The following is a 25,661-nucleotide window of genomic DNA, read 5'->3' on the forward strand; positions in this document are numbered from 1 at the left end:
TACACACCATTTCTGAATACGGAAAAACACGATCGACATACATACCTGGAAGCCAGAGCGCGTGTATGCCGCGGATTTTCTTCTTACGATTAGGTAACCCGATTTCCTGTTAACTTGGATGCAGGCAGTAAGCCAGCTTTGGCTATACCGACCATGTGATCTCCATCGGCGACAACTTCAAACTTGAGATTCAAGCGCATGGGTTTCGTGATTCGTAGTGACCAGGCCAGCTTGTTATCCTGAAGTACAGGGTTCATAAACTCAATGGTTTCATCCCCCTGCGTTGCCGTGCCCTGGATCAAATCGTCCCTTGTCAATATGGTGAGCTTGACCTCCATCTTCCCGACGGGCGTAGCGATAGTGGTCTCCCAATCCCCGTCGAAGACCGATGCCTGTATGCTTTTGCTATGCTGGGAGCTGGGCGTGGGTATCATTGCTGTTTTGTTCACCGCGGCATTTGGTTCGTCGCTCGTCACTGATTTATTAACGTTAGGCGTAGTCCCTGTATCCTTCCAAACCGTGCCTCTTCGTTCATATTCGAATAATTGCTCAACCGCGTGAGCGATACGAGGCCCAAGTTCACGTTCCACCAGATATAGCGCTACATCGAGTCCGGAAGTTACACCGCCACCGGTAACCAGATTACCGTCGTCCACGACGCGAGCCGAGACGGGAACTACCCCAGTTGCACTAAGTAAGGCCATGCCCAGGTGGTTCGTTACCGCCGGCCGGCCTTCTAAGAGGCCTCCCATAGCAAGAATCAGGGAACCGCCACAGACCGTAGCGACTGTAATGTCTTTGTGCTGGAGAGCCTGCTTGATCAACCCAGTCAATTCGGTACTCATGGCTCGGCCCAGAATAGCCGGAACCGAATCGGGCCCATCTCCCTCGACGTCGCCGGACGCACCAGGTACGAGAATGATGCCCGCTCGTTCCGGGTCCAGTCTGCCACTCGCTTCAATCCTCAACCCGTTGATGCCGCTAGGCACGGATCTTGGTCCCTCGGCGGTGACCAATTCTACGTTTAACGCATTTTCAGCATTCATGGCTGCAGCACAGAAGACCTCGTAAGGCGCTATCGCATCCAGAAGGTCGAAGCCGTCAAACAACACAATTTGAACGTTAAGCATCCATAAATCCTCCTAGTCTCTATTTAGTCAAAAGATCTTTCAGCTTACGATATTCCTTCTCATCAATTTCACCATTGGCCATTCGGTTCTTCAGAATCATAGCGATGTCATTCTTTTGATGACCGTTTTTGTAACGATAACGAATCGCGTATACTCGAACCGCCAGGAAAGAAAACAGCGTGAGACAAAACAAAGCGCCGAAAGGAAAGAACGAGAAGGCGTTATTTTCCAAACCCATATGTATACCTCCTTTATCATGGTGTGCGGGACGATCACCCGAAGTTGGGGCTGGTCGTGTGCGCAAATAGAAGCATACCAAACGAATATCTCAAACAAAGATGAAAAAAGATCACAAAAGTATAAAGAAAACATCACAATACATAAGCTCGCGTTAGTTCTTGTTAAAAAAAATGATAAACTAGGAAAGCAAAGGTGGGATAAACATGAGCGTATCAAAGACGATTCTGGTTGTAGACGATGACCAAGATATTGTTGAGCTATTAAGGGATTTTCTAGAGAATGACCACTTTCAAGTGAAAACCGCTTGCGACACCGCTCAAGCGTGGAACATATTTAAGGAAAGCTCTGTTGATTGTATTGTTCTTGACATTATGATGCCGGGACAAAATGGATTTGAGTTTTGCCGCCGGATTCGCGGGGAGAGCAATATACCAATCCTGTTCTTGAGTGCTCGCAGCGATGATGTGGATAAGATTCGAGGCCTTACCCTCGGAGGCGATGATTACATCGTCAAAACCGCATCGCCGGGTGAGATCGTTGCCAGAGTAAAAGCCGTATTGCGGCGTTCCGCTTCCCCACAACAATTGGATAACAGGGTTTTGGATTACGGCCGCATTAAATTAAACCTGTCCACTAGAGAAGTACTAGTGGATGGAAACAACATCGTGCTCACACCCAGGGAATATGAGCTGCTGCGATTATTTGCCGAACATCCGAGACATGTTTTCTCCTATGAACAATTACTTTCGAAGTTTTGGGATGGGGTGGGCGACAGGCATACAATTCGGGTCCATCTTAGTCGGCTTCGCGAGAAAATCGAAGCTGATCCGAATAAACCGCTATTCCTGGTCAACGTATGGGGAGTAGGGTATCGCTTTGAGGGAGGGTAATATGAGGTCACTCCGCATTCGTACGTTTACCATGCTTTGTTTCTTCTTTATCCTCTTATTGCCGTGGATCTTCTTTGTTACTGCGCACTTTATGGAAACCAAGACACTCAGCTTCGAACAAGGTCGGCTGCAAAACGAGACCCTACAACGAAATATATCGGAAATGACGCAGCGAATAGAATCGGACACAGACCAATGGACAGATCCAGTCTGGCAAAACCAATTGTATTCCGCGCTGCGTGAAGCGAAGATGGATGTGCTCATTCAATCCGCAGAAGATCAGGAAATTTATCGTTCCAATCCTGACCGACGTGGCACTAATTTATCAACCGAGCGGTTCTCCGTCATCGAGGACGGCCAGTTGCTGGGAAGGGTTATTCTGTACTTACCTAAGTCTAATCAATTTCAAGTGATGTCGGCTTTTGTCGGGCTGCTGCTTGCGATCTTTGTTGTCGGAATGGAAATGAGGCGATTCGTTCTCAAACCACTCGAGAAGATGGGAAATGCAGCAAGACAAATTGCAACAGGGGATTGGGATGTTCGGCTACCCATGTCCAGGGTCACCGAAATCGCTGAAGTGCGCGATGGATTCGATGTTATGGTCAAGGGACTTGAGCAATCCTATCGAAAACAGGCTGAACTGGAAGAGGAACGCCGATTCGTCATTGCGGCTGTTGCGCATGATTTACGGACACCGTTGTTCGCTTTGCGAGGCTACTTGGATGGTCTGGAGCAAGGGATCGCTCAATCTCCGGAGAAAATAGCCCAATATGTTGCAGTCTGCAAAGACAAATCGGCCCAATTGGATCGTTTGGTAGAGGATCTTTTCACTTTTACAAAAATGGAGTATGTGGAGTCGCAACTGCATACTAAAACGGTGGATTTTAACCAGGTCGTCCGGAATTCGATGGATAGTCTGAGTCCGCTGGCTCGGCAAAAAGGAGTTTCCATCTCGTTCCATGTAACGGATCGGTGCATCATCCATGGAGATATGCATTTATTAGAACGAGCCATGAACAATCTTCTGGATAATGCTGTAAGACACACATCTGCGGGTGGTGAAATCGAAGTCCAGTGTAATAAAGTTGGTGATAAGGTTAAGTTTACGATACGCGATACCGGACCGGGCTTCTCTGGGGAAGAGCTTGAGCGTGTATTTGAACCTCTATATCGCGGGGAAGCATCCAGAAGTCGTTCAACCGGTGGCAGCGGATTAGGCTTAACCATTTCACAAAGAATTGTTAGGCAGCACGGAGGCGAACTTGCCGCAAGCAACCAACCGGAAGGTGGAGCACTGCTTGAAGGATGGTTACCTGCAGCAGCTTCAGGACAGTTGGAATCAAATGGTCTATAGTCGTTCATATTACTTATTGCACGTTGAAAAAGCCGCGAAAATGCGGCTTTTTTTGTTTTGAAGGAATCACATGCATGTCCGTACGGACATTTCCCCCTTTACAAGTGCAGCAGCCTGTTGTACAGTTGATTATACGAGTAATCAACCTAACAACTAAGGGGATGATAACGGTCAGAAAGGAGGCTTCACCTTGAAAGCTTTGTTGGATGAATCCCAGCCCATTTTTCAACAAATTGCTCAAATGATTATCGATGATATTGTGGATGGTGTAGTGAAGGAAGGGGAGCGCGTCCCTTCTGAGAATGAATTGTCCCGATTTTATAACATTAACCGTGCCACGGCGCGTAAAGGGCTTCAAGCCTTGGTTGACCTGGACATCATTTACAAGCAGAGAGGAATAGGAATGTTTGTAAAGGAAGGGGCCAGGAAACAGGTGCTGCGTGACAAACAAAAGCATTATCGGGAGTATTATATTCGTCCGATGCTGGAAGAGGCGAGGCGAATTGGCATGACGGTCGAGGAGGTTATGGAGTGCATAGTGGAAGAGGAGGGGAACTTATGATTTCTTTAAAGCATGTATCTTTTTCCTACGAAGATGTTCCTGTGATCAAGGAATTGTCATACGTTGAACAAAATCCAGTCATTACGGGATTATGGGGACGGAACGGTGTGGGCAAAACGACGTTGATGAAACTGATTGCGGGGCATCAGATTCCTAGTCAAGGCAACATTGAGGTTATGGGCCACCGGCCATACAATAACCAGGAAGCCCAACGACATTTGTGTTACATGCAGGAAGATCATCCGTTCAGTGATATTTGGACCATTCGCGATGCCTTGCGGTTTTATCAATATTTCAAACCGAACTGGAATCAGGAATTGGCAGAAGAGCTGCTGGAAACGTTTAAACTGCCGCAGCATAAAAAAGCCAAGAAGCTGTCGACCGGGATGAAAACGGCATTACAGGTTGTGATCGGTTTGGCCAGCCAGGCGGATGTTACGATCTTGGATGAACCGACCAACGGGCTTGATGCAGGAATGCGAAAAAAGTTCTATGAACGGCTGTTGGATAGCTATGATGCGTTTCCGCGCCTGATCTTGGTGTCGACACATCAAATCGAGGAATTACAACCATTGCTGGAATCCATCGTGGTTGTTCATGACGGAAAGCTGCTGTTACATGAGCCGATGGAAGAGGTGCGGGAACGGGGGATCTGGATAACCGGTGAACACGATCGAGTGAATCAATTAATCAGTAACCAAAAGATCCTAAATGAAAGCACCATCGGTTCCGTAAAGAAAGTTATGATTGATGTCCCGTTCTCCGACGAATGGAGAGAGCTAGGCCGCAGTAATGGAATTTCCGTGGAGAAAGCGCATCTTCAGGATTATTTGCTTCATATGACGGATAATGTGAAGGAGGGGGTACGATGAGCTCGACGCACGGCACGTTTCGTTTAATCTATGAAGATGCAAGCTGGTTCTTGGGGAAGCTGCTTCTGTTGTACATTACGCTGCCATTAACAGCAGCCTGGATTATGATCGGGACATCCTTTGATATGGATAAGACACTCAGTTCTATTTCAAGCCCCGCATATTTTTTCTTTATCCCGTTCTATGGGATCATGGGGTTCAAAAGCCTTCTGCCTATTGCTGTCAGCCTTGGAGGCACACGAACTCAAATGCTGAAAAGCTTTTATGTCATCGGCGTTTCAAGTGTATTTGTGTATATGTTAGTCTTAAACCTCTTACAATGTTTATTATGGACATTATACGATCGCGGAGTCAGCTCGGTATCCATTACGCATGCGGGGATGTTTCATTCCAGTGAGTACCAATTTTTGCCTTACTTATGGATCGATCTCATGGTCGGACTAATCTTGTTCGGCGGCGCTTTTTTTATCTACTGCATAACGTATCGTGCGGGCATGACAAGGACATTAATCGGTATCATGATCATTGCCATCGCAGCCATGTTTCTCTACTACTCGGGAGTGCTTGAAGCACCTATAGCATGGTTGTCGACATTAAATATAAATGCAATGACCGGTTTCACGATAGCCGGAATCGCAGGTTTAGCAGCGCTGTTAACCACCTATCCGATGATGCGTAACGCCTCACTGCAACCGAAACAAAAGAGAGAGTAACTGCAGCAACCTATCCGTGAACATATCCGGATAATAAGGACGCGAATATGTTCCCCTTTAAGTAGACAGTGTGTGAAAGGCGCATCAAAGTCTATTGGAGGGGGTTTTTTCTATGAGTTCAATACAAATTCTTGTAATGTATTGAGTTCCCAATCAGCCGGATTTGGAAGAGCGAGGCCTTTTGATTAAAATAATCAACGCTAGAATCAAAGGGACCCAGATCTGGAAGATAGGAAAATGGTATTTCAAATTTTGAGCAAACCCGATCCAGATATGATAAATAAAGTTCGGAGAGACGAACGAAATGGTAAAGATGAAAGCACCCACGATCACGGTTGTTTTTTTATGGCTGACTTTGATCAGGCTGGAAAGACCGAGTACGGCGCCGAGGTAGAATGCGGTCATTTTAACGAATATGCCAATATAGATCAGCAAGATGATTAACGGGTCCAAACGCTCCAGAAAATCGGCGATTTCAATGAGACGAACCGACCGAAGCAGCGGAAAAGTCGATATGCTCGTTATGGTGGGATCCAGAATCGCAAGATTTAAAATATTGAATATCAATAAAAAGATACCTACGAATATATAGGAAGACAAGGATGCCTTGGACAGCGTTTTCTTGTCTTCGAGATGACTCCAAAACATGAGAAATACTACGACCTGACCGAACGGAAAACTAATCACCTCCGGCAACGATGTTCGCAGCACAGGCAGAATTCCGTTTTCTAATATAGGCATAAGGCGCTCAAGATGAATGATATTCGAACCGATGAACATGAGAACGATCAGGATATACCCGATCAGCGTGAAAGGGAGCAGGAATTCGGTGACGCGAAAGAATACCTCTATGCCTTTCCATACGGCATAGCCGGACAGCAACACCATTAAGAGAATCAGGAAGTACAGCGGTGTGCTGGGGAGAAAGGAGATATTGATAATGTCCGCGAACTCGCGGGTATTCCTCATGGATTCATACGCAAAATAAACGATATAGGCTGCAGTAATGATGGAACCTAAATATTTGCCGAAGTGCTGATTTAAAATTTGGGGAAGAGCATGCTCCGAATTTTGGTTCTGGATATATAAATAGATGAACAGCAGTAACATTCCCGTGATCATTGCAACCAGCACGACCAGCCACGCATCTTGTTTAGCTTCAATCCCCAGTTCATACAAAGGGGTGCTGCCGATCATAAACAAGATGGTCATGGCAATGATTTGGTATTTACCGATCTTCTCCATTTGGGACCTCCTTGTTATAGGTATCGATAGCGTTCTACTTATTGGGTTCAATCAAATTCGAGAAGGGTTTATTGATCATATTCGTGTGTTCAACGGTGACTTTTACATTCAGTTTGAGTTCCAGTTCCTGGAGCGGTCTCTCCGAATTTGTAAGGTGTTTGCTGGCTGCAGGATATTTTCTGTGAATCATATCCATGAAACCAACCACGTCCACATTCAAATCCTTCATGCTCTTCCACGCAGCCAGCACTTCATCCTTGATCTGCTCGGCAATCGTATCCTCGAGTTTCGAAATAACGTCCGGGTTCGTCAAATCCATCGTACAGCTGGTTTCATCAAGAGCCCCCACTGTTTGAATATGGATCATCATGTTGACCGAACCATTCACCATTTTGGGGTCCACTTGGGTCGATGATTGGATGACTCGGTAACTCGACAACCGGGAAGCGTCTCGATCGCTGCATGGGGTAACAATGATCAGGTTTTTGACGCTGTTCGAGAGCCAAGCGACGCCTCTGCTTTCTTTTCGCTTCATCCATCCCACCAGCTTGTCTCCTCGAAATACGCCCAAATCGCCAAGTTTGAGTACCGCTTGATTACGGGTTGACTTTAAGGCATCCAAGTTAGATTGTTCCTCTTGATTGCCGGACACTCTTAACTCGGGAGCCATGGCGCTTTTGTACGGATTGGCGACCATGGATGCAAAATCAATCAATTTAATATTTTTTACTTGGGATAGATTTTCTTGTCCTTGGGTTATGACCCGTTGAATCGCGTTTCCTGTTATTTTCTCTAACGGAATGAGCACTTCCAATAAATTGGAGGCTTTATCCTTGGTCAGGAGAACCGACATCGTTTCCCGACTTTCCACCGGACGGAGGAAAAAATCAAGGATTTGCCGTACGCCTTCATTCCGGACGACTTGTTCATTGATAATCAGTACGGAGTTATGGGCAAAAAACAGCGCACGCGGCGCTTCCAAATTCGCGTTCTGCATGGCTTCGCGAATGGTCTTGCCCCTGGTGGAGAATATGGTGATCGGAGATTGGCTTCCCCCGGCTCCGCCGCCGGTCTGGGTGGCGATGGACTGCGGAATGACGACTTGGAAGGAGATGACCCATTCATCCTCGCTGCGGTCTATGGACGTCGCCGATACAATACTAAGCGAGTTTAACTCTTGACTATCCCAGCAACCATTGAGCAGCAGCGAGGCAGCCAACATGAGAATCAGGAGATTCAACTTCCGCTTCATCTGTTCTTCACCTCCGAGTTATACCGGTTATATATTACTTCTTGCCATTGGAAGGCGATGGACGCTGGTTCATTTTTTGCCGTTTCGCGTTATTACGGTTGATAAGGGTCGGTCTTGTCAGCATGGCCCACCATGGAACACGGACCAGAACGTCTTTTTGGTCTGAAGGGATAAACGGAGCGAACGGAGTAAGATATGGCAAACCGAATGAACGCAAACCGCATAGGTGGATCAGCATGGCGATTAATCCTGCCATAATTCCAAAGAGCCCTAAAGTTGCCGCCAATATCATAAAACCAAAACGGAGCAGTCTGGCGGAGTTGGCTATGCTCACAGAAGGCGCAACAAAGCTTGCGATGGCGGTAAATGCAACGATGATAACCATGGCAGCAGACACTAGGCCTGCCTGTACAGCAGCTTGACCCAGAACCAACGCGCCTACGATGGAGATCGCGGAGCCCATCGCTCTAGGCATTCGAACACCGGCTTCCCTTAATACTTCGAACGTAATTTCCATCGCCAAGGCTTCGACAACGGCGGGAAAAGGGATGCCTTCCCGCTGTGCTGCAAGGCTGATCAGCAAGGTCGTTGGCAGCATTTCTTGATGAAACGTGGAGATGGCAATATATAGTGAAGGGAGAAGCATCGATACCATAAAGGAAATGATGCGCAACAGCCGCAAAAAGGTCGCGATATCGAACTTTTGGTAGTAATCCTCGCTCGATTGAAACAGTTTGAAGATGGTGATGGGGGCGATCAACACAAACGGTGTCCCATCAACCAAAACGGCAACTTTTCCTTCCAGAATTGCACCAGCGATAGCATCGGGGCGCTCCGTATTAGTCATGGTAGGGAAGGGGGTGAACGTTGTATCTTGTATAAACTCTTCGATATACCCGCTCTCCAGGATGCTGTCGGTATCGATCTGGTCTAAACGATTCAATATTTCTTGCACGATCTTATCATTGGCGATGCCATTCAAATACATAACGGCAACATCCGTTTGGGTGATGCGGCCAATCTTGCGGTCCACGATCCAGAGGTCTGGGCTTTTAATCTTACGACGGATTAAGGCCGTATTCGTACGAATATTCTCGGTGAATCCTTCTTTCGGGCCGCGAACGACGGTCTGAGATTGGGGCTCTTCTACACCGCGTTCCTCTCCACCGATAGAGCTGGCGATAATGCCTCGGGATGAACCGTCTATGAGAATGACAGTATTGCCTTCTAGCATGGCGGAGATCAGGGATTCCATATGCTCCAAATCGCTAATGCTGCCTATGGATAAGAAACGGTTTTTGATGATGGACAAGATTTCTGCAGGGTTAGAGGCATGCAGTTTTTCTTCGTAATCCTTTGAGGTTAAGGAATCCATAATCGAGTGATTGATGGTGAGCGTATCAACCAGTCCATCGATATAAATGACGGCCAGGGTGCAATCGCTTCCGAACATATGACTTAGGGTCCGAATGATGATGTCCCTACTGTGGCCGGTTTGTTCTCTGATTCTATGTAAATTCTGATCCAAGCGGTCGGAGAGACGAGAGGATTCGGCGGTTTGCACCGTTTGCTCGTTATGATGAAGCAGTGCTGTTTTCGAATGGGTTCGCTTTGTTCGTTTAAAAAAGGGCATGGGATCAGCTCGCTTTGACAAGATTCATACGATCTAAAGTTCCCTATTTCGGGTTTAATATTCTTTGCATGGTGAGGACTTCATCCATATTTGGAGGGTAGGTTAGTTTAACTATAAATGTTTTGTAGACTGACAGATCGGCGAATCGGTGGTACCTTATAATTAGCTGATATCTCGTTAATAAATGGATGAATGGCTTGGAGGCCTAGGGCAGTGAAAAATAAGCTTGAAACACGGATCGAAGGGGACCGCATTGTGCTCCGTCCCGTAAGGGAAGATGAATTTGATGCCTATTTCGGATTATTGCAGGATGCTGAGCCTAACCGATTAACGGGAACGCAGCAGGCGTTTACCAAGGATTCGATTGCGGCCTGGATTCATAAAATCGGATACGCTCATGAGGATCGACTGGATATGATGATTGCGGAGAAGGAAACGGACGGTTTAATTGGTGAAGTGGTCCTGAACGAAATCAACCCCAACAACCGCAGCTGCAATATCCGCATATCGATTTCCGGTCAGCACAGCAATAAAGGATACGGCACGGAGGCCATGAAGCTCATGCTGCGTCATGGTTTCGAAAGTTTACGTCTACACCGTATAGAGTTAGGTGTATATGCGTTTAATCCTCGGGCCATACATGTCTATGAAAAGCTTGGTTTTAAACGGGAGGGCATTCTACGGGACTCGATATGTTGGGACGGAAGATTCCATGATATGATTTTGATGTCGATTTTGGAGGAAGAATATCGGCAACTGCCATAGTTATTCGTATATGCTTTATATCAACAGAACAAAATTACACAGGCTAAAGAAGTCGCCAATATCGGCGACTTCTTTTTTTGCTATTTTAAAAGGAGTTTCACTTTCTTAATGAAAGGTGACGAGAAACGAAACTTCATGGGGCTCAGCCCAACCAGCAGAATCAAGCTGTATGCCCAGAACAGCCAGGCTGCCAATAGGGGGAGGCTCTGCTCTGAGATTAATGGGAAAGCGACATCATGGAAAAGAATCGAAAAAATGTCCATGAACATACCAGGCAGAGCAATCTGGACGGAACGGCGGGTACGATCTGAATACGGAACATCAAGAAATGAGAACAACGGAGCGATGCATCCATAAATTAAAGGGATGGCGGCAGCAAAACTCAAGACGGTTCTAAACGGGTGCCTGATATCAATCAGCAGGTTCCCCCCATAATGAAAGATGATCGTGGCGATCAGCCAAAGGGCGAAACCCCATAATAAGAAGAGACCAGCATGCCGGCTTTTGATCCGTTGTGCGTTCATCGCTTCACCTCATTGGTCATGAAATCAAAAAACACGTGCAAAGCGGTAAAAACATCCTCCTTCGGAAACTCCTCGTCCAACAAAGCCTGCACGGCCAGCCCGTCTATTATAGCATTCACTAAAATTCCCCACTGATCCATGGATATGTTCTTTATGGGCGATTCCCCCCACCGGGCTGTAAGAATATCAGTCAGATGTTTGTTTTCTTCTTGAATCATGGAACCCATTCGATTGCGGTTCTCTTTGATCTGAAAGCTAGCAGCTAATGAAGAGAAAAACAATCGATGGTAAACAGAATGATAATCGCATCTTTCCTTGGCTTCTTGTATGGCTTCTTCAACAGATCGATTGTTTTGCTCCACTGAAACCCATGAAGCATTACATAGGCTCTCAACGAGTTCAATTATTAATTGCTCTTTCGTTCGAAAATGATAATAGACCGTTCCCTGGCTGACATTTGCTTGATCGGCCACTGCTTTCAAAGTTAATTTATCCATGCCTTTTTCTGCAACACACTTTTGGGCAGCTTCGAGCAGTTCTTGTTTGTTGATGACGTTCGGTTTCGCCATGACCGTTTCACCTTCCTTATATGTGAGTTATTCAAACAACTAACTCTAATGTATAAAAAATAAACTCGATTTGTCAAATGGAGGAATCGGAATTCGCTCTGTCTATTCGGGCGGAGGGTACAACGATCATCACTTGTATATTGTCTGCATTCTTCATTAGTTTGCTGTATAATAACGTATCGAGTATCATTCGCATGGCAAATGAACGAAACTTACAACTACCATGATGACTCCTCCAACTTGGCTGAGTTTAATATAAGAAGTTCCATACAGGATGATAAACTTCATCCTTTACACGATCGAGAATAAATAACATTACAATAAACAGTAGTCAAAGGAGCATTATATATGAAGCCTTATACTTCTAACCGAATTAAAATCCCGCCGGGATTATGGGAAGGAATACACCAATTAGGCATTGCCGCCCAAGACGTGGCTCGCAAAGCGGAATTGCCGCTCGCCGTCATTACTGAGCCGGAAGTCACCACCGCCCAATACTTCGCGATCTGGCAGGCCTATTCCGATCTCATGGGGGACACTGCCCAAGGCATCATCCAGCTTGCGACCGTCTTTGAAACGGCGAAGTACCCGCCGACCGTCTTAGCGCCTTACCACGCTCGTGACTATCGGGATGCTTTAAACCGAATGGCTCGGTATAAGCAGCTATGTCCACCCGAAGGCTTGCTAATCTCCGAGGAGGGCGAACGATGTACCATCGAGCTGGAATGGCTGAACCTAAGCGATCAACCTGGTCCGGCGCTGCTTGTTGGTATTACACTGGCATGTCTTCTGGAGCTTGGAAGACGGGGCACAGGTCAACCGCTGACCGCGCAATTGGTTGAATTTTCGCAGCCTATGGGCGATGTACAAGCTCTTGAAGCTTATTTTGGCTGTCGCATCCGGATGGGTGCAAACCGTAATCGATTAACGCTCTATCGAAGAGATCTGGACCGACCTTTTATCTCGTATAACGAAGAATTGCTGGAGATTCTGACTCCAGCTCTGGATCGTTCGCTTGATGAACTACAGAGCCACCGCTCCATTACTGACCTGGTCAAATGGATCATGAAACGCAGTCTCACAGGAGGGCGCCCTGACATTCAGTCAGTGGCGAAGGAGCTTAATATGAGTGATCGTACGTTACAGCGCAGGCTGACGGATGCAAATGCAAGCTTCAAGCAATTGTTGACACAAGCAAGACATGAGCAGGCCATCGAGTACTTGGCAGACCCCTCGCTCGATATCAAAGAAATTGCCTTTTTGATTGGATATGAAGATCAGAACTCGTTCTACCGAGCATTCCGTCTTTGGGAAGGAGATACTCCATCCCATTGGCGCACTGAACATTTTAATAGTCCTTCGCTGTCCGAACACCGACAGGAAATGTTGACCATGGGTTCATAGCGTTTGGACATCAAAACACAGGTTTCTTTGTCAATTACAATTGGCGTGTTAAACAAGTACTTTGGCGCGATAAACTAGTTACCCAGCTATCTATACAATGTAATATGAACACTATCCAGAGCACAAAGGAGAAATGTTTATATTATGGATATGGGATTAAACAATAAAACAGCATTGGTTACAGGATCTACGAAAGGGATAGGCAAGGCTATTGCCATTGAACTTGCCAGAGAAGGTGTCCATGTTCTTATCAACGGACGAAATGATGAAGAGGTACAACGAACCGTTAATGAAATCAAGTCGGATTTCCCGAATACAAGTCCTCAGAATGCTACCGCCGATTTGGTGGATATCGGGCAAAGAGAGGCTCTATTTGATAAATACCCTCACGTGGATATTCTGGTTAACAATATGGGGATTTACGAAATCATGCCGTACGAGGATGTTAACGATGAAGTTTGGGATACCTACTTCCGTACGAATGTGCTTGCAGCCAACGGATTAACCCAATTTTATTTGCCCGGCATGCTAAAGAACGATTTTGGACGTATTATCTTCATGGCGAGTGAAGAAGCCATGATGCCTTCCGGACAAATGCCGCAGTATGCCATGACAAAATCCATGCTGCTATCCTTAGCAAAAAGCTTGTCCAAATTAACGAAAGGTACCGAAGTAACAGTCAATACGATTTTGCCCGGCCCGACTCTCTCCGAGAACGTGCAGGATATTATCGAGGGAATATACGCCAATGAAGATATGACCTTTGCGGAAAAAGAGAAAGCTTTCATGAGTACAAACCTGCCTCAATCCGAAATTCAACGATTTATTAGGCCGTTCGAAATCGGTAGACTGGCTGCATTCCTATGCAGTCCTTATGCATCCGCGTTTAAAGGTTCACCAATCCGTATGGATGGGGGAATGGTGCCTACGATTTTTTAACTTATATATATCAGCTTATATATTAAAAGCTTGGGATCTAAAAGAGATCTCCAAGCTTTTTTAGTATTCATACGCAGCGGCCCTGATCCGAAGCTGGTTACTCACCTATTAATTCCAGCCTGGTCAGTCTTTTCTGATATACAATTCGAGACAATCCAACGCTGATCTCATATAGAAGGAACAGGGGCACAATGACGAGGATGTCCGACACGATATCCGGCGGTGTAATGGTTACGGCTGCAATCGTCAGCAGCAAATAGGAGATTTTCCGCATTTTAGCTAAGCGGAGCGGATTCAGGATGCCAATCGAGGTCAAGAACATGATAACGACGGGCATTTCGAACAGCACACCAAACGGTACGGTCATATGCACCATAAAACGGAAATATCTCTCGGCGGTATACGCTGTTATGAAATGGTGCGACAGCGAATCCAGGAAGGACAGGACCATGGGGTATATGACAAAGTAGCCAAAGGCCAAACCCAATAGAAAAAGGGCTCCGATCGCAGGGATGTAAGCCAGGGATGCACGCCGCTCAACAGTACTCAACCCGGGTACGACGAACCGCCATACCTGAAATCCGGCAACAGGCATCGTCACCGCAAGAGCTATAACGCCTGCAATCATGAAGTATACCCAAATCACGTCCGTTGGTCCCAGTATTTGAAGCTGACCCTCCACGTCGCGAGTCAGCATTTCATACAGCGGTTCAACATATAGAAAAGCGGCACAAAGGGCCACCAAAAAGGTGCCCAATGTGATGAGAATCCGCTTGCGGAGCTCTGTTAAGTGCTCTATTATATGCAACTCCTGTTCTTGCTCGTGCTGGGTCATTTCAATTTATCTCCATCATGGATATCTTCGCTCGAAACCAGTTCACGCGTTGAGTTTTTGAACTCGCTTAGTGTTCGACCGAAGGCACGGCCCAGTTCAGGCAGCTTCGAAGGACCGAAAATAATCAAGGCGATCAACAGAATGAGGATCAGCCCTGTCACTCCGATGTTTCCCAGAGGCATATGATCAACTCCTTTATTTATTTTTTATCCGATGCCATATGCAGCAGCTCAGTAATATCTCTGGCGATCGACTCGTCGCGCGGCGCATCATGCAGCTTCGAGGCAATTCGGTCGATCAGCGCAGGAGCTTGAGGATTCGTTACCGTTAGAATTTGCACTTCTTCATTAAACATGTTCTTCACTTGCTCTTTGGCTTGTGACATATTATCGTTGTCCACGTTCTTTGCTCCGCTTACTCCTTCATCCGGCTCGCCTTTGCCTGACATTCCTTCCGTCTGACTTAACACCTTTTGCTGCATGTTGTCATAGTGGTTAGAAGAAACGCGTGATTCTGCACGTGCCAGAATAATCGTGTCATTGAGGACAAAAGCTTTCACTCCATCAATGCCCAGACCTGCAAGTCTTGACTGAACATGGGAAGAGACGCCGCCTTCATGCAGGCTGGATGAGCCGATCATGCTGTACACGGACATGCCCATCCCGCTTGTGGTATTGCCATGGACATTGGTTGTTTCGGTTTTCGGTCCATGATAGCTAGGGATCACGTCGGTGCTGTGCAAGTGAACGGCATCGGCATTATGCTGATCCACGGATTGCGCGTTTTGTTGATTGTCGTCGGTTTGATTTAAGCAGGCTGTTAAAGAAAGAAGCAGTGCCGAGCCCATAATCGGGCCTTTCCACCTGCTCCACAATTGATTCATGAGCATTCGCCTCCATATCGGTTAGTAATTTTATCATGCCCGGATGGAGAATAATGTATGAATGAAATTTTGATGGGGACAATACCCATTATTCAAAAATGAAGAAGAGTAGGGGTGCTGAGAGTTTGAGCGAACAAGACGAACAACAAACCAAACCATCGAAGCCTGACGGCTCGCAGACGATGACACGGCGGAAGTTTCTGAGAAACTCCGGTTATGCCGTGGGAGGTGTCGTGCTGGGCGGTGTACTCGGATATCTTTTGCCGAAGCGGGAAACCCCGCCTGCAGCACCGGCACCTGAACAGAATGATAACAACTACAACCAAGCATTAATGTTCTTTAACCAGGAGCAATACAGGATCACGGAAGCAGCCGTAGAGCGAATTTTTCCTGCGGATGAGAACGGTCCGGGCGCTAAAGAACTCGGCGCAGCCTTCTTCATCGACCATCAGCTGGCCGGTGATTGGGGGTTCAATGCAAGAGATTATATGCAGCCCCCATTCTATGTTGGAGAGAAAACGCAAGGTTATCAGGGCCGATTAAGACGACGGGAGATATTCTACATTGGTCTGCGCGAGATTCAGAACTACAGCCAAAAGAAGTATCAGAAAGATTTCCCTAGCCTGTCTCCAGAGGAACAGGATGCCGTGTTAACTGCCTTCCAGAACGATGAGGTCAAATTGACAACGATCTCGGCCAGCGGGTTCTTTAACCTGCTCCGCAGCAGCACATTGGAAGGGGTCTACAGTGATCCGTTGTATGGCGGGAACAAAAATATGCAGGGCTGGACGATGCGTCAATATCCGGGTAACCAAATGGCTTACACGAATATTATTGAGAAGAATTTCACCGTCATCCCGCCGAAGAGTTTAAAGGATCACCTATAACAGCTCATCTATAGCGAAAGGAGTACGCATATGGCCAAAAAATTACCGAAAACGGATGTTGTCATTATCGGCGTCGGCTGGGCTGGCGGGATTATCGCCTCGGAATTGACCAAGAAGGGTTTATCTGTTGTCGGTTTGGAAAGAGGTAAAGAAAGGGTAACGGAAGACTACTACATGGCTCACGATGAGCTCCGTTACGCGCTCCGGTACGATTTGATGCAGGACCTTTCCAAAGAAACGATTACATTCCGGAGCACCGAAAAAATACGTGCACTACCGATGAGGCAGTATGGATCGTTTCTGTTAGGGGAGGGACTTGGGGGAGCCGGCGTGCACTGGAACGGGCAAACGTTCCGTTTCCTTCCCTACGATTTTAAAATCCGGAGCATGACGGAAGAACGATATGGGAAAGATAAAATACCGCCGGAAATGACGATCCAGGACTGGGGTATTACCTACGATCAGCTCGAGCCGTTTTTTGATAAGTTCGAGAAGACGACCGGCATCTCCGGCGAGGAAAATCCCTTGGCAGGAAAACGTTCGAATCCTTACCCAACACCGCCTATGCTGCATACGCCATCCATGAAGATGTTTGCGGATGCTGCGAAAAACCTGAAACTCAATCCGTATACGGTTCCTTCAGCCAATCTGTCGGAAAACTATACGAACCCGGATGGCATTTCTCGAGCGGCTTGCCAGTATTGTGGATACTGCGAGCGGTTTGGCTGCGAATACGGAGCGAAAGCGGATCCTGTCGTTACCGTGATTCCTGTTGCGAAAAAAACCGGAAAGTTCGAAATCCGCACCCATTCCTATGTTCGTAGAATTCTGCATAAGGGTGGTAAGGCAACGGGCGTCATGTACACGGACCTAACGACCGGGGAGGAAATCGAACAGCCGGCCGATATCGTCGTCTCGACGGGCTATGTATTTAACAATACCCGTTTGATGCTTCTCTCGAAAATCGGCAAACCATACGACTCGTCCAGCGGGACGGGCGTGATTGGCAAAAACTATGCCTATCAGGTGATCAAGGGGAATGCCGCCGGATTTTTTGAGGACAAATTCAATTTGTTTGCAGGTGCAGGAAGCCTAGGGATGAGCGTGGACGATTTTAATGGCGACAATTTCGATCACTCGGACCTGAAGTTCATTCATGGGGGGAATATTGCCCATACGGTAACCGGACAAAGGCCTATTCAAAACAATCCTGTTCCGGAGGAATCACCGCGTTGGGGCAAAGAATTTAAGGCGAATTCCTTGAAGTATGCCAACAGTGTACTGACCGTAGGGTCTCAAGGTTCTTCGATGCCTTATCGGCATCATTACCTGGATTTGGATCCCACCTATAAGGACGCATTCGGAGACCCGTTGATTCGAATCACGTTTGATTTCGAAGAGCAGGATCGCCAGTTGGCCAGGTATCTTTCCGATCGCTGCGCGGAGATTGTTCAGGAGATGGGGGGCCAGAATATCATGAAATTAAAGGAACTGGGACCTTACGAAATTACGACATACCAATCGACTCATAATACCGGCGGGGTGATTATGGGAGAGAACCCTGGCAATTCGGCCGTCAACAACTACATGCAAATGTGGGATATGGAAAACTTGTTTGTGGTAGGCGCATCCGCTTTCCCGCATAATAGCGGCTATAATCCGACCGGCACGGTCGGGGCTCTTGCTTATCGCACAGTGGATGGAATTATGGAATACAGCAAAAAGGGCGGGCTGTTAGTATAGCTTGTATTTTACAAAAGGAGGCAGTTTCAACCATGTTCAGAAAAGGATTACTGTTAGTATTGCTATTGACTTTTGCTCTTGCTGTGGTGGCATGTGGTGGTAATGATGCAGCAGATCCGGCTCCGGCTCCTGCAGAAAACGGCGGACAAGCACCAGAGGAAGGAGCAACCGGCGGGGATGCCAACAACGATGCAGCTATGACGCTGTACAATGCCAACTGCATGGCTTGCCATGCTACCGACTTAGGCGGGGGCGGAAATTTCCCCAGCCTTCAAAATGTAGGCTCCAAGCACGACGCTAGCGAAATTGCAGGTATTATTTCAAATGGGCGCAATGGAATGCCGGCATTCCAAGGCAGGCTGACGGAAGACGAAATTAATGTGCTGTCTCAATGGTTGGCTGCCAAAAAATAAGGTGAACCGGATATGAAATTAAGAGGACCCTCATGCTACAATGCAGATATAAATCGCGTTGTGGTCATGGGGGTTTTCTCTCACGGTTACAGCGTAAGAATGGAACACTTTTGGAGGTGGATTGTGAAGTCATGACAGAGACGTTCGTATCCTCCTATAGCACATGCTCGATAAAGTGCCGGACGGTGGTGTGCTTTTTTGCCGGTGTCCTGACCTATCGAAATAATTTTGAAGATGCTGCAAGCGAGGTTGCCCGAAGATACCCGAATGCCAAAATCTTAATGATCTTTCCTTACGGGATGGCAAACGGCATATCGGTTTCCTCGTTAGTCCGTCTACTGGCCCGGCAGCTTACGCAAGTCGGCTATGATTTGGTTCGAGAGCAGTCTCAGCGGGTTATGGAAGCAGGACAGATCATCCATGAGCATGCAGCTGGTGCGGAGCAGCTGATCCTGATCGGGCACAGCGCCGGAGGCGTGATCGCTTATAAGGCAGGGCTTTATTTGGAGGAGAAGTTTAATTATCGGGGAATCCATGTGTTTGCTGTAGGATGTCCAAGGTTTTATTTGAAGGATATTCCTTACAATGACCGGTTTACATATATCACGGGTCAGAATCCGGACAGGATCACTAGAATTGGCAGTTGGCGCATGCCGGGTTCCAAGGTGTACCGTGGAAGGCCGGGGCGTGAGATTCAACTGGATTTTAATCCGGATCATCGAGGATGGCGGTTTCATGCCTCTTATTTTCTGAAATCAGCCTGGACGGATTCAAACGAAGCATTCCATACCAATTCAGTCGATCTTATATCCAAAATCCATGAATTGCACCCCGAAAGATAAACATTACGTAATAAATGTTATGTAAACCAAATGTACAAGCATCCACTGGCAGATAGAGTGGGTCCATGGTGTATTGTATGTACAAAAGAAACCGTTCCTCTCGTTAATGGTTTGGGTCGCCCCTCCATTTTACCAAAGAACGGTTTCTTTGCGTCTAGAAGTAAGCAATCTGCACGCGTAGCGGAGAGGACGAATCGATTCCGGACAAGCGTCAGCGCTCGCCTTTGCGCCCACATTTCATCCTTGCTCAGAACGTTGTTTACAGCTGTATATTCGTCTGATGAATTTTACGGAATTTCAGGGGAGTGAGACCGATTATGGTTTTAAACGTGCGACCGAAATGGGTTGAATTCTCGAAGCCGACGCTTTCGGCGATATCTGAAACTTGCATATTGGATTCTTTCAACAAATGACACGCTTGCTTGATCCGTACGTGATTCACATACTCGATCAGGGTAAACCCCGTCGATTCCTTGAAGGTTCGGCTAAGATGGGAGGGACTTACATGGAACCGGCTGGTGAGTTCCTCTAAAGTGAGGCGCTGGTCGTAGTGGTGATTGATAAAGTGAGCTATATGGGAGATACGCTGATGAACCTGGTTGGTAGAGATAGTTATGTATTGGCGGCCGCTGTTCAGAATACGGTGGATGAACACCAAAAGCTCGGATAACAGGATTTTGAGATAGAAATTCGACTCTGGGGATTCGTTAGCCGATTCGGCGGCCATCTTCGCAAAGAGCCCTTCGACATACCCCTGTTCCTGACCCTTTAACCGGATGGAACCGGAACCTGCTTGGAAAGGGGAGAGGGGATGAAAAGACGGATCCTCGGTCAACAACCCGCCTAAAAACTCTTCTTGAAAGAGCAGGGTTACTCTTTCGAATGGGGCACCGTTAGGATTGATCAGACGGTGTCCGTCGTTCTTGCGAATGAGCAGCATAGAACCGCCCACGAGCTGAAACGGCTGGCTTCCAATACAATAATGCAGCTCGCCTGAGACAATGTACAAAATTTCATAAGCGTCGTGATAGTGGAATGAAGGAATACTCGATCGGGATTTGCTCTCTCGACTGATATAAAAGGGATCGGAACAAAAAAAGTTGATGTCAAATCACCTCTCACGAAATCCGGCTAGGTAATGATGTCCTCATTGTACCCGAAGCCTCCTGAATTGTTAATCAAAATAACAGCAGGATATGTTGAAAATGGCCATTTTTAAATAAGATCCCGCGAGAATCCCGAGAAAACATGGGATATATTCAAGAAGGCGGGGTTCATAGCGAATCCTCAAGCCAAACCGTTCAAATTTGAACGGGAAAGGGGTTGCAAAGCATGCGAATCAAGAAGAAAAGAGGACGGAATGCAAAGCGAATGTTCTTATTGTTTTTAGCATTATTGTTGATCCCCTGGACATTGCCGGCAAATTCTCATGCCGACTCCGTGACGTCCAAGCCCGAGCTAGCCTCTGATGGACCGGGGAAAGCGGCAGAAGCCATAATCGCCGAATGGGTCTTCAAGAACAAGGGAGAAGGAGGCATCCATCCTGCAACCGGAGGACTCAACAAGTCTTCCTCCATCCTCCAACAGGTCGGAGGATATTTTGAATACTACGACAGTAAAGCCCAAGACATCAGCTATCAGGGCTGGGACAATGGCCAGGGCAAGAAATATTGGTTGGCCATGGTTCCTACGTCAGCCTACAAGAATGTCAAACTATCCTCGGAGCAAAGCTCTTCGGGTTCTGCGCCTAACGATTTCAAAGTACAGGTAAGCACCGACCGAACGGTATGGACTGATGTTCCGGGAGGCACTGTACAGATGAATATCGTTTCGAGTTACAATTGTCCGAATCAATCCTGCTTACTCCGCAACCTCCCCCTGCCGAATGCAGACGATAAGCAAATGCTGTATATCCGCTGGGTGGTTAACTCCAATAAGCCAACCAACCCCAAAGATAATCCGAATGGCATTGGATCGGGAGGTTCCAGTAAAATTCGGAACATTCGCGTAACCGGGGAACCGATATCCGGAACAACGCCTGAACAGCCTACCATCGACGTATCCTATGTGCCGGAACAAGATGCCGAAAAGGTAGCTGTGACAACGCCGATTGAGGTTAAGTTCAACAAACCGATCACGGTAACGGCCAAACAGGACATCACGGTACGGGATGGCCAGAATCAGCCTGTTTCAAGCATTGCCGTCGAAGTCATAAACGAGACGACATTGAATATTAGGCATAGCGGATTAGGTCAAGGGAAGAGCTACAGGGTAACAATACTCCAAACCGCGGTCCAAGGAAAAGACGGCTCCCCTCTGCTTCGAAATATCGAGTGGAGCTTTACGACTGTAGGAGCCGTCTCTCAGCCGAAACTTATTAACATGACCTTGAACGGAGATCCAAAAACGAGCATGGCTTTCGCCTGGTACACGGATACGTCGGCCGCAACGAAAGTCCAGGTTGCCGAATCAACGGGAACCGGAAACCAGTTTCCGAAAGAGGGATTTCTTGAATTCACCGGCTCCTCGGAGGAAATTTCGACGTATATGACCAAGAGCGACAGAACGACCGGAAAGAAGAAAAAGTTTTTCAGCCATAAAGCAAGCGCGAATGGATTAAAGCCGGGAACGGATTATGTATTCCGGGTAGGCGATGGTTCAATATGGAGCTCCGTTGGATCGTTCACAACCGATACGGCAACACCGCAGCCATATCGATTTATCGTGGGAGCCGACTCTCAGGCCTCAAGCAAATCAGGCTTTGAACCATGGGTGGATACCTTCAAGAAAGCCTACGAACATATGGGCAACCCCAAATTTCTGATCAATGCCGGCGATCTGGTCGATAATGGCGACTTGGAGGAGCAGTGGCAGTGGATGCTCGGACTCGCGCAGGAGCATCTGATGAAAGTGCCATTTGTACCCGTACTGGGCGGACACGAAGTATCGGATTGGGACGGGGATGCCACGACGCCGAATAATAACTTTTACAACCATTTCAATCTGCCGCGGAAAGTGGTGGATGCGACTCATGACGGGTCGGTTTATTCTTTTGAATACGGCGACGCGCTTTACATGGTGTACAACTCGCAGTTTGACGGCAAGCTGAATGAAGACGGCTCCGTCGATTGGGACGACGATCAGCATGAACAATTTTGGAACCAGATTGATTGGATGAGGAACACGGTGGCGAAGACCGACAAGAAGTGGAAGTTCGTCACGCTTCACAAAGCGCCTTATGCAGCTGGCGATAATTCCGCGCAATGGGAAGGGGATCGCGTTGAATTTTACCGGAAAAATCTGATTCCTGTTTTTGACGAGCTTGGCATCGATATGGTGTTCGAGGCTCACGATCATATGTACATGCGTTCCTTCCAAATGTATGGGGACAAGGTCATCGATCCGAAAAAACTGGAAAAAGACGAAGCAGGCAATGTCGTCAATCCTCAAGGAACGGTGTATCTGATGTCCAACGCGTTTGGAAACAAATTCTATTATAAAAACGAGCCGTATGACGACTACTTCGCAGCGATTAACAATCAGCCGAAGAAAAAAATGTTTACGGATGTGTCGGTTTCGGATCAAATTTTGAAATTCGATGCCTACACGGCTGCTATTGAAGATGAAGGAAAGAGCGGATATGGGAAAAATGGGCTGAAGGTGTACGATCATTACGGTATCAAACGAACAGACACCAAACCGAATCCGGTAGAGGGAGCACAGGTTAAGCTCCAAGGTGCCAAGGCTACGTTGACCTGGAAGACACCAACTTCCAGCAATGAGCAGGTAAGAGGATTCCGCATTTATGAACAGGATGACAAGATCAGCAAACATTGGAGCCTTTATGTGCCAGTGAAGTCGGGAACGTCCCAGTACAGCGTCGTTATCGACAATTTGAATCCGGATATCCAATATAATCTGGTGATCAAGTCCGTTGGCAGAAGAGACAATTCAAGCCCAGTCACCGTAAGCACTTCGGATCATGCCGAGGGGAATGAACCTCCATCTGCTGTGGATGGTTTGGCGGGCAAAGGCGTGTCTCCTTTTCAAATCGACCTGACCTGGAGAGCACCTTCCGGCAAAGCGCCGGATCGGTATCATATATACCGCAACGATCGTCACGTTGGAACAACCAAGGAAATAACATATGCCGATACCGGGCTGACGCCCGAAACGGAATATCGGTACAAGGTGACTGCCGTCACTATGGGAGGCGTTGAATCACTGCCGACTGCAGAAATTCGCTTGAAAACGATGACTTCTTCGCAAGGCACCGGGCTTTACAAACCGTTCCCGCAGCATACAGCCTACAGCTCCGGCTCGATCAAGCCGAATCATGTGCAACAAGCGCAGCTGGATGCGACCGTTGCCCGGCTGTATGATGAATGGAAGCAGAAATACTTGAAAAAGAAGCCGTATCTCCAATCTTCGGAGCCGGATCAGTACTACGTCTGGTATGCCGACGGGGACTGGTTTCAAGAGGAGTATGACGAGGAGCTGAAGGTCAATTATCAACCCATGACCGTTTCGGAAGCGCACGGATACGGGATGCTGATCACCGCACACATGGCGGGTCATGATCCTAAGGCCAAGGCTTATTTTGACGGACTATATCGATATTTCAGAGCACATCCGAGCAAGATCAACCCGGAGCTGATGGCTTGGAAGCAGGGCGATACAGGTCAGGCCGTCGTAAATGTCGGCGGTGTTGATTCGGCCACAGATGGTGATATGGATATCGCGTACGCTTTGCTCCTTGCGGATCGCCAGTGGGGAAGCGACGGTGAGATCAATTACCTGTCCGAAGCCAAAAAAGTAATCGATGCGATCATGAAGAGCGATGTCAATCACGCCGAGTGGACGTTGAAGCTTGCTGATTGGGTGAGCGACAACGATGCTAAGTATGGCAGCGCTACGCGTCCTTCCGATTTTATGCTTCAGCATTTGAAAGACTTCAAAAATGCGAGCGGTGACGCCAATTGGGATCGGGTCATCGACAAGACCTATTCCATCAGCGAAGGAGTATACAAAAAGTACAGTCCGAATGCGGGGCTGCTGCCCGACTTTGTGGAGAAGAAAAACGGCAGCTATGCACCGGCAGATCCGGAATTCCTGGAGTCTGAAACAGACGGGGATTTCAGTTATAACTCTTCGCGCATTCCTTGGCGGCTCGGCACGGACGCTCTTATGACCGGGGAAACCCGTGCGAAAGAGCAGCTAAATAAAATGACGTCATGGATTCGCCAAGTGACCGGGGATGATCCGGGAAAAATATATGGCGGCTACAAGCTGGACGGGTCAAAAGCACTCGTGAATTATACGGATACCTCATTTTCAGCGCCGATGATGGTTAGCGCCATGATCAATCCGGAGAATCAGCAGTGGCTCAACCGATTATGGGACCACAATGCCTCCATTTGTACGAACGATGACGTTTATTTTGGAAATACGCTGCGTCTCCTAAGCATGATTGTCGTTTCGGGTAACTGGTGGTCACCGACCATCGCGGACACCGAAGCGCCTATGCAGCCAACCATCGAAGAAGCGGTAGCTGTGTCCGATTCATCCGTGGAACTGAAGTGGACGCCTTCATTCGATAATGCGGGAATTGCAGAGTATAAGGTTTATCGGAATAATACCGTCATTGGAACGTCGAATACGACGGATTATAAGGATAGCGGCTTGACGCCGAATACAACGTATCAATATTTTATCGTTGCGTACGATACCTCAGGTAACATGTCCAAAATCAGCAATGTCAGAATCGTCTCGACGGGGAAGCCATGAATGTAATGCGATGATGACCATCCCAAAAGCACTGTACTCATATTAATCGCAAAAGCTGGCGGCAATCATATCGAGATGAATAAAGAGCCTGGGGCCACCCGGGCTCTTTATTGTCCGCTCTCGAAAACAATCTGTTAACCGTTGATAAGGAATAAGAGGCATTAGAACGATCATGCTAC

The 25,661-nt window shown here is 47.4% G+C and carries 24 protein-coding genes; 13 read left to right on the forward strand and 11 right to left on the reverse strand.

Annotated features, from left to right (window positions below; translation table 11 throughout):
- Positions 1 to 89 precede the first annotated feature (89 nt).
- Together MKY82_RS15040 and MKY82_RS15045 are read right to left on the reverse strand one after the other, a co-directional pair.
- Entirely contained in the window at positions 90 to 1,130 is a 1,041-nt protein-coding gene (locus MKY82_RS15040) for a DJ-1/PfpI family protein (protein ID WP_339296457.1), read from the reverse strand.
- A 19-nt stretch (positions 1,131 to 1,149) separates the two neighbouring features.
- Positions 1,150 to 1,368: a hypothetical protein gene (locus MKY82_RS15045; RefSeq protein ID WP_339223865.1), complete on the reverse strand. Its 219-nt coding sequence runs from the start codon at positions 1,366 to 1,368 to the stop codon at positions 1,150 to 1,152.
- A 205-nt stretch (positions 1,369 to 1,573) separates the two neighbouring features.
- On the opposite strand from MKY82_RS15045, the gene MKY82_RS15050 reads away from it, so the two are divergent.
- The 5 genes from MKY82_RS15050 (at position 1,574) to MKY82_RS15070 (ending at position 5,761) form a co-directional block, all read left to right on the forward strand.
- A complete protein-coding gene (locus tag MKY82_RS15050; RefSeq protein ID WP_220685410.1) occupies positions 1,574 to 2,260 on the forward strand; it encodes a response regulator transcription factor in 687 nt (228 codons plus the stop codon).
- Between the two features lies 1 nt (position 2,261).
- A complete protein-coding gene (locus tag MKY82_RS15055; protein ID WP_339296458.1) occupies positions 2,262 to 3,614 on the forward strand; it encodes a HAMP domain-containing sensor histidine kinase in 1,353 nt (450 codons plus the stop codon).
- Between the two features lie 190 nt (positions 3,615 to 3,804).
- Complete coding sequence (locus MKY82_RS15060; RefSeq protein WP_339223869.1) at positions 3,805 to 4,176, forward strand: GntR family transcriptional regulator; 372 nt, start codon at positions 3,805 to 3,807, stop codon at positions 4,174 to 4,176.
- The gene (locus tag MKY82_RS15065; RefSeq protein WP_339296459.1) at positions 4,173 to 5,048 is read left to right on the forward strand and encodes an ABC transporter ATP-binding protein; all 876 of its coding nucleotides are present in this window, start codon (positions 4,173 to 4,175) and stop codon (positions 5,046 to 5,048) included. The genes MKY82_RS15060 and MKY82_RS15065 overlap by 4 nt, the downstream gene beginning before the upstream one ends.
- On the forward strand, positions 5,045 to 5,761 hold the full coding sequence (locus MKY82_RS15070) for a hypothetical protein (RefSeq protein ID WP_339296460.1): 717 nt from the start codon (positions 5,045 to 5,047) through the stop codon (positions 5,759 to 5,761). The genes MKY82_RS15065 and MKY82_RS15070 overlap by 4 nt, the downstream gene beginning before the upstream one ends.
- Before the next feature lie 153 nt (positions 5,762 to 5,914).
- Here the strand turns inward: MKY82_RS15070 and MKY82_RS15075 are convergent, their stop codons facing one another.
- Genes MKY82_RS15075 through MKY82_RS15085 form a run of 3 tightly spaced genes read right to left on the reverse strand, consistent with a single transcriptional unit; the run spans position 5,915 to position 9,891 of the window.
- Complete coding sequence (locus tag MKY82_RS15075; protein ID WP_194542492.1) at positions 5,915 to 7,006, reverse strand: GerAB/ArcD/ProY family transporter; 1,092 nt, start codon at positions 7,004 to 7,006, stop codon at positions 5,915 to 5,917.
- Positions 7,007 to 7,040: 34 nt separating this feature from the next.
- Positions 7,041 to 8,258: a Ger(x)C family spore germination protein gene (locus tag MKY82_RS15080; protein WP_339296461.1), complete on the reverse strand. Its 1,218-nt coding sequence runs from the start codon at positions 8,256 to 8,258 to the stop codon at positions 7,041 to 7,043.
- Between the two features lie 34 nt (positions 8,259 to 8,292).
- Positions 8,293 to 9,891, reverse strand: coding sequence for a spore germination protein (locus MKY82_RS15085; protein ID WP_339296462.1), 1,599 nt, complete (start codon positions 9,889 to 9,891; stop codon positions 8,293 to 8,295).
- A 213-nt stretch (positions 9,892 to 10,104) separates the two neighbouring features.
- Between MKY82_RS15085 and MKY82_RS15090 the strand changes: the two genes are divergently transcribed.
- Positions 10,105 to 10,656 (forward strand): GNAT family protein, encoded by a 552-nt coding sequence (locus MKY82_RS15090; protein ID WP_339296463.1) that lies wholly within the window; start codon positions 10,105 to 10,107, stop codon positions 10,654 to 10,656.
- 80 nt (positions 10,657 to 10,736) lie between these two features.
- Here MKY82_RS15090 and MKY82_RS15095 read toward each other — a convergent pair whose 3' ends face one another.
- Both MKY82_RS15095 and MKY82_RS15100 read right to left on the reverse strand, forming a co-directional pair.
- A complete protein-coding gene (locus tag MKY82_RS15095; RefSeq protein WP_339296464.1) occupies positions 10,737 to 11,180 on the reverse strand; it encodes a DUF5367 family protein in 444 nt (147 codons plus the stop codon).
- Positions 11,177 to 11,749, reverse strand: coding sequence for a TetR/AcrR family transcriptional regulator (locus MKY82_RS15100; protein WP_339296465.1), 573 nt, complete (start codon positions 11,747 to 11,749; stop codon positions 11,177 to 11,179). Before MKY82_RS15100 ends, MKY82_RS15095 begins: the two co-directional genes overlap by 4 nt.
- Positions 11,750 to 12,097: 348 nt before the next feature.
- On the opposite strand from MKY82_RS15100, the gene MKY82_RS15105 reads away from it, so the two are divergent.
- Both MKY82_RS15105 and MKY82_RS15110 read left to right on the forward strand, forming a co-directional pair.
- On the forward strand, positions 12,098 to 13,153 hold the full coding sequence (locus MKY82_RS15105) for a helix-turn-helix domain-containing protein (protein WP_339296466.1): 1,056 nt from the start codon (positions 12,098 to 12,100) through the stop codon (positions 13,151 to 13,153).
- Positions 13,154 to 13,297: 144 nt separating this feature from the next.
- Positions 13,298 to 14,092, forward strand: a complete 795-nt coding sequence (locus MKY82_RS15110; RefSeq protein WP_194542499.1) for an SDR family oxidoreductase — start codon at positions 13,298 to 13,300, stop codon at positions 14,090 to 14,092.
- A 97-nt stretch (positions 14,093 to 14,189) separates the two neighbouring features.
- Here MKY82_RS15110 and tatC read toward each other — a convergent pair whose 3' ends face one another.
- The 3 genes from tatC to MKY82_RS15125 are packed head-to-tail and all read right to left on the reverse strand — an operon-like array spanning position 14,190 to position 15,810.
- The gene (tatC, locus tag MKY82_RS15115; RefSeq protein WP_339296467.1) at positions 14,190 to 14,927 is read right to left on the reverse strand and encodes a twin-arginine translocase subunit TatC; all 738 of its coding nucleotides are present in this window, start codon (positions 14,925 to 14,927) and stop codon (positions 14,190 to 14,192) included.
- A complete protein-coding gene (gene tatA, locus MKY82_RS15120; RefSeq protein WP_071221680.1) occupies positions 14,924 to 15,109 on the reverse strand; it encodes a twin-arginine translocase TatA/TatE family subunit in 186 nt (61 codons plus the stop codon). The genes tatC and tatA overlap by 4 nt, the downstream gene beginning before the upstream one ends.
- Positions 15,110 to 15,126: 17 nt before the next feature.
- A complete protein-coding gene (locus MKY82_RS15125) occupies positions 15,127 to 15,810 on the reverse strand; it encodes a hypothetical protein (RefSeq protein WP_339223889.1) in 684 nt (227 codons plus the stop codon).
- Positions 15,811 to 15,935: 125 nt separating this feature from the next.
- Between MKY82_RS15125 and MKY82_RS15130 the strand changes: the two genes are divergently transcribed.
- The 4 genes from MKY82_RS15130 to MKY82_RS15145 all read left to right on the forward strand — a co-directional run bounded on the left by MKY82_RS15130 (position 15,936) and on the right by MKY82_RS15145 (position 19,695).
- On the forward strand, positions 15,936 to 16,697 hold the full coding sequence (locus tag MKY82_RS15130) for a gluconate 2-dehydrogenase subunit 3 family protein (RefSeq protein ID WP_071221682.1): 762 nt from the start codon (positions 15,936 to 15,938) through the stop codon (positions 16,695 to 16,697).
- A gap of 30 nt (positions 16,698 to 16,727) precedes the next feature.
- Complete coding sequence (locus MKY82_RS15135) at positions 16,728 to 18,440, forward strand: GMC family oxidoreductase (RefSeq protein ID WP_113060162.1); 1,713 nt, start codon at positions 16,728 to 16,730, stop codon at positions 18,438 to 18,440.
- A gap of 32 nt (positions 18,441 to 18,472) precedes the next feature.
- Complete coding sequence (locus MKY82_RS15140; protein WP_071221684.1) at positions 18,473 to 18,853, forward strand: cytochrome c; 381 nt, start codon at positions 18,473 to 18,475, stop codon at positions 18,851 to 18,853.
- A gap of 131 nt (positions 18,854 to 18,984) precedes the next feature.
- The gene (locus MKY82_RS15145) at positions 18,985 to 19,695 is read left to right on the forward strand and encodes an alpha/beta hydrolase (RefSeq protein WP_339296468.1); all 711 of its coding nucleotides are present in this window, start codon (positions 18,985 to 18,987) and stop codon (positions 19,693 to 19,695) included.
- A 259-nt stretch (positions 19,696 to 19,954) separates the two neighbouring features.
- Here MKY82_RS15145 and MKY82_RS15150 read toward each other — a convergent pair whose 3' ends face one another.
- Positions 19,955 to 20,704 carry a helix-turn-helix domain-containing protein gene (locus tag MKY82_RS15150; protein ID WP_339296469.1) on the reverse strand — a complete coding sequence of 250 codons (750 nt, stop codon included), beginning with the start codon at positions 20,702 to 20,704 and terminating at the stop codon, positions 19,955 to 19,957.
- A gap of 323 nt (positions 20,705 to 21,027) precedes the next feature.
- On the opposite strand from MKY82_RS15150, the gene MKY82_RS15155 reads away from it, so the two are divergent.
- Positions 21,028 to 25,482: a glycosyl hydrolase family 8 gene (locus MKY82_RS15155; RefSeq protein ID WP_339296470.1), complete on the forward strand. Its 4,455-nt coding sequence runs from the start codon at positions 21,028 to 21,030 to the stop codon at positions 25,480 to 25,482.
- Positions 25,483 to 25,661: the final 179 nt, after the last annotated feature.

Origin of the sequence: Paenibacillus sp. FSL W7-1279 (assembly GCF_037969845.1) — a bacterium.
In the GTDB taxonomy this organism is placed as follows: domain Bacteria; phylum Bacillota; class Bacilli; order Paenibacillales; family Paenibacillaceae; genus Paenibacillus_AQ.

Coding starts and splice junctions, on each gene's coding strand:
- MKY82_RS15040 (WP_339296457.1), bottom strand. CDS start 1,130: ATGCTTAACGTTCAAATTGTGTTGTTTGACGGCTTCGACCTTCTGGAT.
- MKY82_RS15055 (WP_339296458.1), top strand. CDS start 2,262: ATGAGGTCACTCCGCATTCGTACGTTTACCATGCTTTGTTTCTTCTTT.
- MKY82_RS15080 (WP_339296461.1), bottom strand. CDS start 8,258: ATGAAGCGGAAGTTGAATCTCCTGATTCTCATGTTGGCTGCCTCGCTG.
- MKY82_RS15085 (WP_339296462.1), bottom strand. CDS start 9,891: ATGCCCTTTTTTAAACGAACAAAGCGAACCCATTCGAAAACAGCACTG.
- MKY82_RS15100 (WP_339296465.1), bottom strand. CDS start 11,749: ATGGCGAAACCGAACGTCATCAACAAACAAGAACTGCTCGAAGCTGCC.
- MKY82_RS15135 (WP_113060162.1), top strand. CDS start 16,728: ATGGCCAAAAAATTACCGAAAACGGATGTTGTCATTATCGGCGTCGGC.
- MKY82_RS15065 (WP_339296459.1), top strand. CDS start 4,173: ATGATTTCTTTAAAGCATGTATCTTTTTCCTACGAAGATGTTCCTGTG.
- MKY82_RS15155 (WP_339296470.1), top strand. CDS start 21,028: ATGCGAATCAAGAAGAAAAGAGGACGGAATGCAAAGCGAATGTTCTTA.
- MKY82_RS15110 (WP_194542499.1), top strand. CDS start 13,298: ATGGATATGGGATTAAACAATAAAACAGCATTGGTTACAGGATCTACG.
- tatC (WP_339296467.1), bottom strand. CDS start 14,927: ATGACCCAGCACGAGCAAGAACAGGAGTTGCATATAATAGAGCACTTA.
- MKY82_RS15050 (WP_220685410.1), top strand. CDS start 1,574: ATGAGCGTATCAAAGACGATTCTGGTTGTAGACGATGACCAAGATATT.
- MKY82_RS15070 (WP_339296460.1), top strand. CDS start 5,045: ATGAGCTCGACGCACGGCACGTTTCGTTTAATCTATGAAGATGCAAGC.
- MKY82_RS15145 (WP_339296468.1), top strand. CDS start 18,985: ATGACAGAGACGTTCGTATCCTCCTATAGCACATGCTCGATAAAGTGC.
- MKY82_RS15125 (WP_339223889.1), bottom strand. CDS start 15,810: ATGAATCAATTGTGGAGCAGGTGGAAAGGCCCGATTATGGGCTCGGCA.
- MKY82_RS15075 (WP_194542492.1), bottom strand. CDS start 7,006: ATGGAGAAGATCGGTAAATACCAAATCATTGCCATGACCATCTTGTTT.
- MKY82_RS15140 (WP_071221684.1), top strand. CDS start 18,473: ATGTTCAGAAAAGGATTACTGTTAGTATTGCTATTGACTTTTGCTCTT.
- MKY82_RS15105 (WP_339296466.1), top strand. CDS start 12,098: ATGAAGCCTTATACTTCTAACCGAATTAAAATCCCGCCGGGATTATGG.
- MKY82_RS15095 (WP_339296464.1), bottom strand. CDS start 11,180: ATGAACGCACAACGGATCAAAAGCCGGCATGCTGGTCTCTTCTTATTA.
- MKY82_RS15045 (WP_339223865.1), bottom strand. CDS start 1,368: ATGGGTTTGGAAAATAACGCCTTCTCGTTCTTTCCTTTCGGCGCTTTG.
- tatA (WP_071221680.1), bottom strand. CDS start 15,109: ATGCCTCTGGGAAACATCGGAGTGACAGGGCTGATCCTCATTCTGTTG.